This window comes from Mucilaginibacter sp. OK283, assembly GCF_900110415.1.
GTDB lineage: Bacteria > Bacteroidota > Bacteroidia > Sphingobacteriales > Sphingobacteriaceae > Mucilaginibacter.
This window is the reverse complement of record NZ_FODR01000014.1, coordinates 168,690-183,992: the sequence shown is the minus strand read 5'-3', so window position 1 is coordinate 183,992 and position 15,303 is coordinate 168,690. Positions and strand designations below refer to the sequence as shown.

Sequence of the window (15,303 nt, the reverse complement as noted above, 5' to 3'; positions counted from 1 at the left end):
AAAAAACAATACCTTTGCATAACATTTTTGTTAAACATGTTAATCAATGGAAATTTTAGCCACAGAAACGGAACAACTTATTAAGGACACCGCAAAGAAGGTATTCTTTGTAGATGGCAACATACATGCTACTACACAAGATATTGCTGATGCAGCCGGAATTAACCGTGCCTCCATACATTATTATTACCGCAGCAGGAAAAAACTATTAGATACTGTTCTTCAGGAAGCGATGATCGAGATGCAAACAAAAATTCAATCTATTTCTGAGCAAGCGATCACGTTTAGAGAGCAAACCGAAAAGTTTATAGAATTTTTTTTAGAAAGATCATTACAACACCCTTACCTGGAAATGTTCATTATTACGGAATTGAATGCCAATCCTGAACTGGCCGCCCTGGCATTAAATAAAGAGGAACGGGAAGCAAGGGTAAAAGATGTGACAGAAGGGATTGAAGGTGAAGTAAAAGCTGGAGCTATGAAACCGATCCACCCAGCACAATTCATGATAACATTAATTTCATTATGTTCTTTTCCATTTTTAGGTCAGACACTCCTTCGCCACATCCTGTCGATGGATAAGGAAACCTATGTCAAGTTTATTATGGAAAGAAAGAATGTCATTATGAAGTTAATTTTTTTAGATGCTTAAATTAAAGATATTGTATCCTTTATCTTAATCTCTATCAGAAATTTCCCGTTTTCGCGCTAAAAACGAACTTAATAGCACCTGGGGGATATAAAGTCAATGATTTCCTGCATTTTAATTTGAGTTAATCTTTCGAAAAACGATTTGGAATTAAAAAGTATATTTTTACTTTTGTATTTAACAATTTTGTTTAATAAATATGTTTTATAAAAGAGCATCTGTATAAGACGTGAACGCTTATAAAAATGTAGTGATATGGATAGAGATTTATACAGAAGATTGATCAGAACTGCTCTTATTTCGTCGCCGATAATTGCTTTATACGGCGTTGCACCCTTTTACATATTTAACAAGGCACAGTCCTCATATATTTTGTTTGCAGGCTTGGCTATTATGCTTAATGTACTTATATTCTGGGTCATTAATGTTGCCATCATCCGCTATTTTAGAGCATCTAAAAATTGGAAATGGTATATTTCCAGTTTTGCTTTTGTGGCCACTTTGCAAGTATTACTAATTTTTATTAGAGCATTATTTCCGGCACCATCTTTTATCTCTGAAGGTGAACTGCTTTTTAGAAAATATATTTTAATTGTTTACCCTTCTGTTTCAATGCTTGCCGTTAACGCCATCATTTTAATAATTTGTAATTCTATATTGGCAACACAAAAAAACAAAAATGTTGAAATTGAAATACAGGAACTTAAAGTGAGTAATCTTGAGGCACAGAAACAGGTGCTGTTGCAGCAATTGCAACCCCACTTTTTGTTTAATACACTTAGCGTATTGAAATCTTTAATAAAGGAGAATCCTGATGAAGCTGAAAATTACTCAATAAAACTTTCTGATTTTTTGCGCTATTCTGTTCAGATGCATAAAAGCGACATGGTGTCAGTGGAGCAGGAATTGAAATTTACCAACGATTATATTGATTTGCAGAAAATACGTTTTGAAAGCTCCGTTATTTTTGATGTGTGCATCCCATACGATGTGTACAAAATGCAAATACCTGCGTATGCCCTGCAAACATTAGTTGAGAATGCACTTAAACATAACTCATTTACAGAAAAAAGACCATTGCGCATAAAGATCAACTGCATCGGCGGGGGGGCTATCTTGGTTAGCAACAATAAAATGCTAGCAAACGCTGTGGAAACCACTGGCACCGGATTAAAAAACCTAAACCAACGCTACAGAATTATTGCAAATAAGGATGTAGAAATTACAGACACCAAGGACGAGTTCACTGCTAAATTGCATCTGTTAAATGGTATTCAAATATGAAAGTTGTAATTATAGAAGACGAGAAGCTTACGGCAAAAGATTTGAAAAGGACCATACTTGCAGTAAATCCAGATGTAGAGATTGATGGATTGCTACATTCTGTTGAAGATGCTGTTGAATACTTTAAAAGCCATACAGATACAGATCTTATTTTTTCGGATATTCAATTGGGCGATGGCCTTAGTTTTGAAATATTAAAAAAAATGAAGAACCAGGTTCCAGTTATATTCTGCACGGCTTACAACAACTATTTCTCAGAGGCCTTTGAAGCAACTGGCATTGATTACATATTGAAACCATTTAACAAAGCAACTATAGAAAAAGCGCTGGCAAAATATACTACGCTAGAGAAAAGGTTTACGAGAAATAACGAGAATTATAAAGAGCAGCTGAGCCTTTTAGAAACAAAAATTGCGCCTAAAAAAAGCGCTATAATCATCCGGCAGGCAGATAAAATAATTCCACTGGAAGCCAGCAGTATAGCAGTTTTTTTTGTTGAAGATGGATATACCTTCGCCTATACACTTGGACAGAAGAGATTTCTCGTTAATGAAAGCCTTGAAGACCTTGAGAGTTTTTTTGCCCCTTCATTTTTCAGAGCCAACCGGCAACATCTCGTAAATCGTAAAGCAATAAAAGACGCCGCCCATTTCTTTGACAGAAAAATTATAATCAACCTTAGCGTGCCGTTTAACGAACAGATATTGGTAGGCAAATTAAAAACCACATTTTTTGTGGAATGGCTTTCACAATGAAAATACGTTCGGGTTCCATTTTGTCCAGTTCAGGCAAATTCTCTTTTCGTATTACCCTATTATTCCAAAGTTTTACTGCTTAGTAAAACACTTATGCCACAAATCATAAAGACGTCCAAAATACACGTTATTTGCAATCAACTAGCAGTGCACGCGCGCAATATTTTTAATATGACTCGGGGCCTTGCTGTTCTTGCCGCCGGCAGAATTTCTACAACTGCCCTATTGTTTGTTTGTTGTAATATTGCGGAAGCTCAAACGTTCCAGGCGAAGGATTCAATTAGTGCCCTTATAAAAAACTCCCCGTCATTTACCATTTATAAGGACAATTATTTTATAACCGGCGTTCCGGTCAATACTCAGCCAACTAAATATAATTCCGATGTCAAATTTCAAATCAGCTTTAAACAGCGGCTTACCAATGCAGTTTTGCCCTTTAACACCGTTCTCTACCTGAGTTATACTCAAAAGTCTTTTTGGGATATTTACCGTAAAAGCAGCCCTTTCGCAGAAACAAATTATAATCCCTCAATCGCAATTAGTAAATTCTTTTATTACAAACAAAAACTGATAAGTCTGTCGGTAGCTTTCGAGCATGAATCTAACGGTAAAGACAGTATTTATTCTAGAAGTTGGAACAGGCTTGCACTCAATTGGGCGATTGAAGCCTCAAAAAGGTCAAGGCTGTATTTGAACTTTTGGATACCTTTTCAATATGAAGCCGACAACCCCGATTTACTGGATTATGTAGGGAAGCTTGAAGTAGCATACCAATGGAAGACATTAAACCAAAGGCTAATGATTGACGCAACCGTGCGAAAAGGACACAAATTTGACTGGCGGGGCTCGCTTCAAACGCAAGTCAGTTACCGGCTGAATAAAAATGAAAATCAATATATAACACTTCAGTGGTTCACAGGATATGCCGAAAACTTACTTGATTACAAGGAAAAAAGGCAGATGTTAAGACTTGGCATAACGATAAAACCATCAAGGTTTGTATTTTATTAATAAGGTCGCACTATTTTCATTGCTGCTGAAACCAACGGTTTTGGGCTTCTTCATCCCGTTCAATCCTCAATTTGTCCATTTCGGCTAACGTACAATTGCTGTCAATGGGATATATGTAAATCTTTGTCCCAAAATAAAAGAATATGACAACATTAAGCATTCGCGCAAGCGTTTTAATTATTCTCCTTTTTGGAGGATTGGGCGCCTTTTGCCAAACAAATGAAGGCGTTATCGGCAACTGGAAAATCGGGCTAAAGGATAAAGCCATGGATATCGAAATATATCTAGCTAAAGACAGTAACTATTATGGAAAAATAATAAATGACAGCCATACGCCATCAAAAAACGGGGTAATTATCCTGAAGAAATTGAAATACAATGAGCCTTCAAAAACTTTCAAAGGTCTCATGCACCCTGAGGACGCGGATATTCAACTTGACGTAAATGTTACTGTGATTGACCCAGATCATTTAAAAATGGTGGCCAAGAAGATGCTGATCAGCAGAACTGTATACCTAACAAGAATAAAATAAGATCCTGCAGATGAAGATTAAGATTAAGGCCTTTGTAACAGGTAGTTTCATTTTTCTTTCCGGTTCCGTTCACGCCCAGAAAATATTCACATCCGTTGACTCCTTATTGAATTATTCAGTGTCAAAAAGTATTTCTGTTCAATCCGGTTATATCCGGTTAGACCAGGCCAAAAAAGCAAAGCTGGCAGCCATACTTAGCGTCCCAGACCCAACAGGCAATACCACTTTTAGCTATACTCACAATACCAAATTACCCGTAAGCCTTTTCCCTTCAGAGGCGTTCGGTGGTCAGGCAGGGACATATAAAGAGGTGCAGACGGGTGTTCCTTATGTTACTAATTTCAGCAATGATATAAACATAAAACTTTTTAACCTGACGGGATGGGAAAATCTAAAAATGTCTAAGCTTAATATTGAAAGTAATGCGTCAGAGAATAAGCTTACCTTAAAAGAACTTTGGGAAAACATTGCCACTAGTTATTATAATATCGTCTCGCTACAGGAACAATTGACTAGCACCGTGCAAAATGTAGCTATCTCAGATAGTCTATTAGCAATTACCAAGAACAAGTATAATGCAGGGCTTATAAAGCAACAGGATGTAAATGACGCAAACGTAAACAATCTTACTACGCGGGAAAATAAAAACCAGATTGAATATCTGATAAAGCAGCAATATTTAGCATTAAAAATACTTTGTGATATTCCTGAAAAGGAAGACATACAGATCGCGAATAAGCTTTCGCTAACAGAATTTGACACAAAGCCGTTTGTTGAATATAATAACGTTGCTTTCGCCAACAGCGTTTTAAAGGAAAAGATAGCTTTATCAAATTGGAAACAGCAAAAGTATTCTAAGTATCCAGCGCTTTCCTTTTTTCAGAGTAGCACTAGTCAGCAAAATAACACAAGTGGTAAATTATTTGACAGTAGTGTAAAATGGTATCCGAGCAGCTATATTGGTTTAAAGCTTAGTATCCCGTTCCCATCATCTAACACAATGAGTCAAACCTCAAAGGCGAAGTATGATTATTTACTTGCTCAAAAAAACACAGAGCAACAAAAAATAAAATCAGATTTACAGGTAAGACAAATTTATACGGACTATGACAAAGCGTTAAGTCAGGCTACTGCCAATAAGGAAATATATTTATTAAGAAAAGAGAATTATCAAAAATACCTGAACCTGTACACTGAAGGACAGGCAAGCCTTGAACAAACACTTAATAAGTTTAATGAAATGGTAAGCAGCCACTATAACCTTGTTTCTTCGCAGGTAACAGTACTCAATGCCAAAACAAAAATTGATATTAATAACAGAATAAAATGAATCAGAAATTAATTCGCACGATAGTACTTACGTTTCCCGTTTTGCTTTTTTATTCCTGTGGCAAAAAAACAGAAGAGACAAAGCCGATCCGGAAAGATGTGACTGAAACGGTATTTGCTTCGGGCATACTTGAGGCTGACAATACATATGATCTTACAGCACAAGCAGACGGTTATCTTTCACAGGTAAATTTTGAGGAAGGAGATGTTGTTGCACCAGGAAATGTATTGGCTATTGTTAATAATAGAGAAGCCGCTTTTAATGAACAAAGTGCAACAGATTTGTATAAAATAGCACATCGAAACACACAAAACAATGCACCTGCTTTACAGCAGGCACAAAATACTATTAACATCAACAAACAAAAGATGGAACTGGATTTAACTAACCTGCAACGCTATCAAAAATTATGGGAGAATAACAGTATTGCTAAAATAGACCTTGACAATGCCAAGATTCAATATGAATCTTCAAAGTCAAACTATGAAAATGCTTTGGAGAATTACAAGCAATCGCAACAGCAAGCCAATCAGCAGGCTATCAGTACACAAGCAACCAAAAATATATACGAATTAATTACTGGCAAAAACAAAATAAGTGCCGTTGTAGCGGGGAAAATTCTAAAGAAGTATAAACAACCGGGTGACTACGTAAAACGTGGTGAAAGTATTGCATTAATTGGAAATATACATGATATATACTCGAAAGTGAATGTTGATGAGGGCAATATAGGGAAAATCAAGGTCGGTCAAATCGCATATATACAATTGAACATAAATAAGGAAAAAATCTATAAAGGTACAGTTAAGGAGATTTATCCTTCGTTTGATGAGAGCACCCAGTCATTCATTTGCAAACTTGCTTTTACTGACAGTTTAGATTTTACTATTGTAAACACACAATTGCAAAGCAACATCATAGTAACAACAACAAAAAATGCATTGCTTATTCCTAGAAAATATCTTGATTTTGGAGGATATGTGCAGGTAAAAGGACAAAAAGAAAAAGTAAAAGTTGTTACGAAGTTTGTAAGCAATGAATGGGTCCAGGTATTAAGTGGAATAGATGAAAATACTGTCTTGGTTACAGAAAATCTGGCGGCCAATAAAACAAATACTTCAGAGGCAGGAGCACAATTAAACTGATAATAATGAAACGCAGTATAAATACAGACATTGCTTTTACACACATAATTACCAGGAAAAGACAAACACTCGTTGCAGCATTAGGTGTTACTCTTGGTGTCGGGATATTTTTATTTATGAATTCACTGACATCTGGCTTTTCTTCCTTTTCGACAGATGAAATGTTTAAAAACAGCGCCCACATCAAGATTTATAAGGATGATGAATTGAGTCAGCCTCTGATGCCTTTTCCAGATTCTCGACATGTTGCTGTTATTGTGAATCCTCAGATTACCACTCTGTCGAAGAAGATAATTAATCCTGAACAGTTGCTGTCGAGAATTAAAAAACAGCCCTATGTTGTGAATGCAATTGCACAGGTAGGTTTTGACGCATTTTATAACCGCGGCAAGGCACAGTTAAGGGGAGACGGCAATGGTGTAAATATACTTGAATATGACGCCATGTTCAAGACAGGCAAATACATAGTGGCAGGCAGCTTGAACGGGGTACAAGGCAACTTAAATGGTATCATCATAGGAAGTGGCATTGCGGAAAAGTTAAACCTTGGAATCAATGATAATATTACAGTAACTTCTTCCTATAACGTTGTAAAAGTAATGAAAATAGCAGGCATTTTTACAACCGGCAATAGCATAACTGACAATGCAAAATCCTATATGAATATTACCACAGCACAGCAATTTATAAAAGAAGGGCCTTCCTACGTAAGTAATATTTTTATAAACGTACCCGATCCTAATGAAAGTGAAAAGTACGCGGTTATGTTGCAACAATTAACACCATATAAGGTAGAAGACTGGAAAACTACGAATGCAGATGTATTGGCAAGCGGCAAGACGAGAGATATATTAATGAGTGCTATCTCTCTCTCTATTTTAGTAGTAGCAGCTTTTGGTATCTACAATATTCTCAGTTCAACGATAGCACAAAAAATAAATGACATTGCCATATTAAAAGCAACAGGATTTGCGGGCAAAGATGTAGTCAGGATTTTTCTATCCGAAGCGCTCATAATGGGATTCATTGGCACCCTAATGGGGCTGGTTGTTGGTGGCGTGCTTATTGCAATAATGTCAAGAATATACATGGGCGGCCCAGTGGGTTATTTCCCTATCCGTTTTGAACCCGGACTTTTTGCAAAAAGCTTTGGGTTAGGTTTGTTTATTACACTTTGTGCTGGTTATTTTCCAGCAAGGAAAGCTGCAAGAGTTGACCCTGTAGAAATCTTTAGAAAATAATCCGAACATGGAAAAAAAAGAAGTTATTTTAAGTACAAAATCATTAGGGAAATATTTTTATGACCCCGTTAAATTTAAGGTTTTAGACGATATTAGTTTTGAGGCATATAAAGGGGAGTTTTTAACATTAGTTGGCAAAAGTGGTTCGGGCAAATCCACTTTACTCTACTGCCTCAGCACAATGGACACGTCTTACGAAGGAGAGTTATTTGTTAATAATGAAAGAATAACAGGAAAGAAAACAAATGAATTAGCGGCGTTACGAAACAGGAATATCGGATTCGTATTTCAGTTCCACTACTTGTTACCTGAATTCTCTTGCCTGAAAAATGTGATGATCCCGGCGTTGAAGCTGGGAAAATACACTTACCAAGAAGTAGAAGAAAGAGCATACCATAAACTGGATGTTTTAGGCATCAAAGAGCAGGCATTAAAACCAGCAGCAAAGCTAAGCGGGGGGCAGCAGCAACGGGTAGCTATTGCCAGGGCGCTTATCAACGATCCTGCAATTATTATGTGCGACGAACCAACAGGCAATTTAGATAGTAAGAACACTAAAATTGTATTTGATGTTTTTACACAGATAGCACATGAGTTTGGTCAAACCATAATTGCAGTAACCCATGATAATGATTTTGCCCAAGCCAGTGACCGAACGATTGAATTGGCGGATGGGAAAATCATCAGCCATGATAAGAATTTTATTGATATTCATTAAGTCACCGGTAGAAAACTTTCCATGATTCCCCCTGCCGATTGGATAAAAAACTCTATATTAAACTTATTATGGAAAGAAAGAATGTCATCATAAAGCTATTTTTTTTAGATGCCGAAAATCAGACTATTGAGTTTTTTGCATGCAATTTCCCCTTCCCACGCTAAAAACAAACTTAGTAACACTTGGAGGATTTAAAATTCACGATCTGCTTCAATTTAAATTTGAATTAAATCTTCGAACAACGAGTAGGAATTTAAAAACAAATTTCTACTTTTGTATTTAACAAAATTGTTCAATAAATATGTTTTATAAAAAAGACAGCTATGCCGACCCGGAAAAATTGATTAAGGTAGCAGCAAAAAAAGTTTTTTTGAAGAAGGGGTTAAAGGGGGCCCGTCTGCAAGAGATTGCGGATGAAGCGGGCATCGCCCGGACAGCACTTCACTACTACTTTCGTAGTAAAGAGAAACTATTTCTCACCGTCTTACGGGATGTTTTTTATGATATCAATCTAGGGGCAAAAGCGTTAACAAACCAGGGATCAACTATCGTTGAGAAAATGGAATTCTTCGTCACTCAGTATTTTGACAAAGTTTGCCAGGAACCGGGGCTGGATCTGTTTATACTCAACGAGTTTAATACCCATCCCAATTTAATGAAGGAGGTGCCAATGGATAATACGATTATCAGTCTTACCGATGCGATGCTTCATGAAATTGAAAAAGCGGTAGAAAGAAAAGAAATCACCGGGAATCCTAAACAAATCTTTATGACGCTGATGGCCATTTGTATGTTTCCGTTTGCGGCAAGTGGCTTGCTGCAAAATATCTTAAAGCTTAACAATGAACAATATTTTCAATTGATGAGCAATAGAAAGGCTTACGTGATCAATTTTTTGAAAATGAACTTCAATTAATGTTTTTTTTTGAATCAATTAAACAAAAAAGTTAAACAATAAAATTATATAAAAATGAAAAATAAAGCTTTCCAGCTACTCTGCTTATTACCAGTATTTATTATGCTGACCCGTTCAGCAAGAGCACAGCAGGTAATGTCATTAGAGCAATGTATAGATACCGCCTTACGTCAAAGCCTACAACTTAGGGCCGACAATTATGATCTGGAGAAAACCAAAGCCGGCGTGCAGCAGCAATATAGTGCATTGTTGCCTAACATTAACGGCAGTGCTTCATATCAGTATTCTTTCCAGGTGCAAACATCCGTTATTCCGGCAGAAGCTTTTGGCGGACCAGTTGGCACTTATAGCGCAGTAAAGTTTGGGGTGCCGCAAACAAAAAATGCACAAATAACATTAAATCAAACCATTTTTAACCCGTCGGTTACCATCGGTTTAAAAGCTGCAAAACTGGCTGTAAACCTTAATCAATTACAAATACAAAGCAGTAAGGAAGATTTGGTTTACAATCTTTCAGCTACCTACTACAATATCCAGTCAGTATTAAAACAAATTGAACTAAGTAATGAAACACTAAACAATACGGAATCATTGCTAGCCAGTATGCAACAGCAGCTGAAGGCCGGGTTGGCTACCCAAACTGACGTTGACAGGCTTACCGTAACCCGCGATAACGACAAAGCTAGCCTGCAATCTCTTGCAAATAATCGGGAGAAGTATTATAATTTATTGAAGACGCTGATGAACCTGCCCTTGGTCACCAGCATCACAGTAGTGCCATTTACCGATAATGAGGCCAGCAATGCGCTGCTGCAAACGCCTACGTTCAATCCAGATTCAAAAACCAATTATCGGCAGATCATGGAAAATATAAATATTTCCAAACTGGAGCGTCAGAATATCAAAGCTGGATATTTGCCGAATCTTTCCTTAAACGGGGGCTATGGACTTTATGGCAACTATACCAATGCCGACCCTTTTAAAAGCATCAATGGTAAATATTATCCGTCGTCCTACGTCGGTCTAAAACTGACCATTCCCATTTTTGATGGTTTCAGTATCAGATATCAGGCCAAACAAAAGGACTTTGAAATCAAAAAATACGAAGTCCAGGCGCAGCAGACCATTCAACAAAACAATAAGGAACTTGCCGATGCCTACGAAGACCTGAAAAGCAACTTTATTACCTATCAAAACCAGCAACGCAACTTGGCGCTGGCGCAAAAGGTCATGAGGGATATTGACACACAATATAAGAGTGGACTGGTAAAGGTAAGCGACTTTATAAATGCCAGCAGTGATTTGCACACAGCGCAAAATAATTTCGTTAACGCGCTCATTAACATCAAGCAAGCAGAATTAAATCTTAAAAAAACACAAGGAACCTTGCTTAAAAACTAAAACTCATTAGTAAAAATCAATAACAACACACATATCAATTATAATAAAATGAAAAAAACAACCAGACTTATTGTCATCATTGCCGTTCTGGGCTTAGTAGCGCTTACGATATTCAAGTTGGCTTCCAATAAGAAAGAAGTTACGGAGAGGGTATACCATGCCAATATCAATGCTAAGGCCTTAGTTCAGGTCGATACTGTTAAAGAGTCGTCTTTTGGAGCATCAACCACCTTCCTTGGAACCTTTTCGCCAAGCAGGGAAGTATCCATAGCTTCTGAAACATCAGGAAAAGTGATCACCGTTGGCATAAAAGAGGGCAGCCAGGTTGTTGCGGGAACGCTGATCGCTCACCTTAATGATGCTGTATTGCAGGCCCAATTCAGTTCAGCGAAGGCAAACCTTGCCAACGCGGCAACCACATTAAAACGTTATAACGCGGCGCCGACCGGTGTTACCCAATTGCAAATGGACAACGCCCATACCCAGGTACTTACTAATCAGGCCCAAATTGAGCAATTACAAAGACAAATCGATCAATATACAATCAAGGCACCTTTTGCCGGTGTGATAACGGCACGCAACTTTGATTTGGGGGCGATAGTATCACCTGGAACAACGCTGGCTACGCTTATTGACATAGCGACACTTAAACTAGAGATAAGCGTTCCGGAGAAATATGTAATGCAATTTAAGAAAGATATGTCCCTGAACGTAAAAACGGATGTGTACCCTAATACAATTTTTAAAGGAGCTGTAGATTACATATCCAGTAACGCTGATGCTTCGCACAATTATACTGTAAAAGTTTTGGTAACCAACACCGTGCAATCGCCACTAAGGGCAGGCATGTACGGTAATGTTATCGTCGGCAGTTCTGCATTGCAAAACGCGATCAGTATTCCCCGCTCTGCTTTGTTAGGCTCTTCACAAAAACCGCAAGTTTATGTGGCACAAAACGGCGTGGCGAAACTTCGCGATATAGAAATCGGTGCCAGCAATGAAACAGATGTTCAAGTAACCAATGGATTGAAAGTCAATGATATCGTAATCACAGGAGGATTAGTAAATCTGACCGGCGGCACTAAAATAGATGTGAAATAGCTAAAACCGGTAGAGGAATTTTTACCACCACGCTTTTAAACCATAAAATTAAAAAAATATAAATATGTCATTAACCGAAATAGCCATAAAAAGACCCTCACTCATCATCGTTATATTCACGGTGCTAATAGGGGGCGGTTTGTTTTGTTATCAGCAGCTGAGTTACGAATTACTGCCTGATATCTCTAATCCTACACTGGTGATAACTACCAGTTACCCAGGCGCCGCGCCAGCTAACGTAGAACAAACAGTTACTAAAAAAATAGAAGACGAGCTGAGCACAGTTGATGGTATAAAAACCATTACGTCGCAGTCACTGGAAAGTACATCGATTATAACCGCCGAGTTTGTTACTGGCAGCAATATTGACGAGAAGCAGCAGGATGCACAGCGGAAAATAAATAACATCAAAGGCGATTTGCCAACGGATGTAAAAGCATCCAGTATCAGCAAAGTAACCCCAAGCGACCAGCCTATTATGCAAATGATGGCGACATCATCACTGGACAATGCCGATTTCTATGATATTATCAAAAATCAGATCAATCCACTGTTTCAACAAATACCGGGTGTCGGTGAGATTACGTTGATAGGCGGACAAGAACGGGAAATCCAGGTGAACATTAATAAAAGTAAGCTGGACTATTACGGGCTCTCTATCCTTAATGTGACCGCTGCTGTAGCCAATGGTAACCAAGAGCTTCCGGCGGGTAAAGTAAAATCCGAGTCGACCGGGCAAATGACAGTACGCCTTTCGGGCAAATATAGCTCAGTAGCGCAATTGAATGACCTGGTAATCGGTATGCCTTCCACTGGCAGCCCTATCAGGTTAAGAGATGTAGCGAGTGTAGCTGATGTTACAAAAGACGTCACCTCTGTGTTCCGTTATAACGGGCAAAATGGTATTGGCTTGCTGATTAAAAAACAAAACGATGCCAACGCGGTTGCCATCAGCCAGCTGATCAAACAAAAGATTTCCGGCATTGAAAAAACATATGTATCAAAAGGCGTAAAATTTATTATCGCTGATGATACTTCTGATTATACATTAGAAGCCGCACACGGGGTTGTAGATGACTTGATACTGGCTGTAATTTTGGTGGCGATCATCATGCTGCTGTTCCTGCACAGCCTCCGTGATTCGCTTATCGTACTTCTGGCTATCCCGACATCACTTGTCGCAACCTTTATTTCGATGTATCTTTTTGGCTATACACTGAATTTAATGACCCTGCTTGCCTTGTCATTAGTAATAGGCATTTTGGTGGATGATAGCATAGTAGTACTCGAAAATATACATCGCCATCTAGCAATGGGCAAGGACAAAGTTACAGCTTCACTGGATGGACGTTCCGAAATAGGTTTCTCGGCCATAGCCATTACCATGGTGGATGTGGTTGTTTTTGGCCCGCTTTGCCTGATTCAAAATACGGTAGGCTCTATTTTGCGCGCTTATTCATCCACCATTGTGGTGGCCACATTAATGAGCCTTTTTGTGTGTTATACACTTACGCCATGGCTTGCTTCGCGTTTTGGAAAGATAACCATTCTGGATAACAGAAAGCTTCAGCATAAACCCCTTCTACTATTCGAAAAAATGATTACCGGATTAACCAACTGGTACACCAATGCTTTAAAATGGGTGCTCAGCCATAAGTTGATTATGAGCGGTTTTGTAGTGTTGCTTTTTATATTGCTAAGCCAGGTTATGAAATTAGGGGTTATCGGTAGCGAGTTTGTAACCGCTACCGATAAGGGACAGTTCAGACTTGCGCTGGAGTACGATAAAAATACAACTGTAAAACAAAACAATTTACGCACGTTACAAATAGAAGACTACCTCCGCAGACAACAAGACGTAACGACGGTTTTTAGTAACGTAGCGGGTTCAAGTACATCGTCATTGGTATCTGGCGTAGGTTCTGATTACAAATCAGAGCTGACGGTAACCTTAGTTGACAAAAAAGAGAGGACTCTTCCCACAGAGAAAATAATGTTGCAGAAGAGTCAGGACATCGCCCAACACTTTCCAGGGGTGAAGATAAGCCCGACGATGGTAGATATGGTTAATGGCGGCGAACCTATTCAACTGGTATTAAACGGCGAGAACAGCACCCAACTGATGGCAACTGCTAATCAGTTGAAGCAGCAAATTAAAGCTATGCCTGGCGCAATTAACACTACGCTAAGCGTTGAAGAAGGTAATCCGGAGGCCGAAGTAAGGATCAATCGGGAAAAAATGAGCCAGCTCGGCCTGAACGTTAACCAGGTAGGGGCTGTTTTGCAAAATGCCTATGCCGGTAATACTGATGCCAAATACCGAGTGGGCACCAACGAATACGATATCCGGGTAAAATTTGACGATTTTGACAAGCACAGTGTAGAAGATGTAAAAAATATTGAGTTTATCAATGCATCTGGCCAATTGATCAGGTTATCACAATTTGCCGATGTGGTACAAGGCAGCGGGCCCAGCGTATTGGAACGTAAGGACAGGCGTACTTCCGTAACTGTCAAAAGCAACGTGCTTGGAGTTACATCAGGTGTAGTTGCCGATAGTATCAAACAACTATTGATAGAAAAACCATTACCTGCAGGCATTGATTTGCGCTGGAGCGGCGATGTGGAACGTCAGGGCGATTCATTTGGAGCTATGGGACTCGCTATTATGGCAGCTGTAATACTCATGTACCTGGTAATGGTCGCCTTGTACAATAATTTTGTTTATCCTTTTGTGGTATTATTTTCTCTACCGGTGGCCTTCATAGGCGTATTTCTGTTATTGGCGTTAACCAAATCCTCTATGAGCATTTTCACCATATTGGGTATGATTATGTTAATGGGGCTGGTGGCCAAAAATGCTATCCTGATAGTTGACTTTGCCAACCACCTTAAAGAGAAGGGCTATACCAGTTGGCAGGCGTTAATAGAAGCTGGAAAAGAACGTTTACGTCCTATACTTATGACAACGATGGCTATGATTATTGGTATGTTACCAATAGCTACATCAAGCGCGGCGGGCAGCGAATGGAAAAACGGACTGGCATGGGTGATCATAGGCGGCCTATCGTCAAGTCTTTGCCTTACTGTTTTCGTCGTACCTATGGTTTACTATTGCGTTGACCGTTTCGGCGATAAATTCAGACAGCGCTTTCCAAAAAAAGAAGTGACCACCAGTCAGTTCGTAACAACGTCTAACCATCATTGATCATCTAAAAA

Annotated in this window: 13 protein-coding genes; all 13 read left to right on the top strand. The window is 38.7% G+C overall.

What is annotated here, in order from left to right:
- Positions 1-46 precede the first annotated feature (46 nt).
- The gene (locus BMX56_RS25840; protein WP_090652603.1) at positions 47-652 is read left to right on the top strand and encodes a TetR/AcrR family transcriptional regulator; all 606 of its coding nucleotides are present in this window, start codon (positions 47-49) and stop codon (positions 650-652) included.
- Between the two features lie 252 nt (positions 653-904).
- Positions 905-1,933: a sensor histidine kinase gene (locus tag BMX56_RS25835; RefSeq protein ID WP_090652602.1), complete on the top strand. Its 1,029-nt coding sequence runs from the start codon at positions 905-907 to the stop codon at positions 1,931-1,933.
- Complete coding sequence (locus tag BMX56_RS25830) at positions 1,930-2,688, top strand: LytR/AlgR family response regulator transcription factor (RefSeq protein ID WP_090652601.1); 759 nt, start codon at positions 1,930-1,932, stop codon at positions 2,686-2,688. The genes BMX56_RS25835 and BMX56_RS25830 overlap by 4 nt, the downstream gene beginning before the upstream one ends.
- 93 nt (positions 2,689-2,781) lie before the next feature.
- The gene (locus BMX56_RS25825) at positions 2,782-3,699 is read left to right on the top strand and encodes a phospholipase A (RefSeq protein WP_090652600.1); all 918 of its coding nucleotides are present in this window, start codon (positions 2,782-2,784) and stop codon (positions 3,697-3,699) included.
- Positions 3,700-3,842: 143 nt separating this feature from the next.
- Complete coding sequence (locus BMX56_RS25820) at positions 3,843-4,232, top strand: hypothetical protein (protein WP_090652599.1); 390 nt, start codon at positions 3,843-3,845, stop codon at positions 4,230-4,232.
- Positions 4,233-4,242: 10 nt separating this feature from the next.
- The gene (locus tag BMX56_RS25815; RefSeq protein WP_090652598.1) at positions 4,243-5,562 is read left to right on the top strand and encodes a TolC family protein; all 1,320 of its coding nucleotides are present in this window, start codon (positions 4,243-4,245) and stop codon (positions 5,560-5,562) included.
- On the top strand, positions 5,559-6,707 hold the full coding sequence (locus BMX56_RS25810) for an efflux RND transporter periplasmic adaptor subunit (RefSeq protein WP_090652597.1): 1,149 nt from the start codon (positions 5,559-5,561) through the stop codon (positions 6,705-6,707). Before BMX56_RS25815 ends, BMX56_RS25810 begins: the two co-directional genes overlap by 4 nt.
- Before the next feature lie 5 nt (positions 6,708-6,712).
- On the top strand, positions 6,713-7,948 hold the full coding sequence (locus BMX56_RS25805; RefSeq protein WP_090652596.1) for an ABC transporter permease: 1,236 nt from the start codon (positions 6,713-6,715) through the stop codon (positions 7,946-7,948).
- Positions 7,949-7,955: 7 nt separating this feature from the next.
- Positions 7,956-8,666, top strand: coding sequence for an ABC transporter ATP-binding protein (locus BMX56_RS25800; RefSeq protein ID WP_090652595.1), 711 nt, complete (start codon positions 7,956-7,958; stop codon positions 8,664-8,666).
- Positions 8,667-8,967: 301 nt separating this feature from the next.
- Complete coding sequence (locus tag BMX56_RS25795) at positions 8,968-9,582, top strand: TetR/AcrR family transcriptional regulator (RefSeq protein ID WP_090652594.1); 615 nt, start codon at positions 8,968-8,970, stop codon at positions 9,580-9,582.
- A gap of 54 nt (positions 9,583-9,636) precedes the next feature.
- A complete protein-coding gene (locus tag BMX56_RS25790) occupies positions 9,637-10,983 on the top strand; it encodes a TolC family protein (protein WP_090652593.1) in 1,347 nt (448 codons plus the stop codon).
- 48 nt (positions 10,984-11,031) lie between these two features.
- Positions 11,032-12,084, top strand: coding sequence for an efflux RND transporter periplasmic adaptor subunit (locus BMX56_RS25785; protein ID WP_090652592.1), 1,053 nt, complete (start codon positions 11,032-11,034; stop codon positions 12,082-12,084).
- Between the two features lie 64 nt (positions 12,085-12,148).
- Entirely contained in the window at positions 12,149-15,292 is a 3,144-nt protein-coding gene (locus BMX56_RS25780) for an efflux RND transporter permease subunit (RefSeq protein WP_090652591.1), read from the top strand.
- The last annotated feature ends 11 nt before the right edge of the window (positions 15,293-15,303 follow it).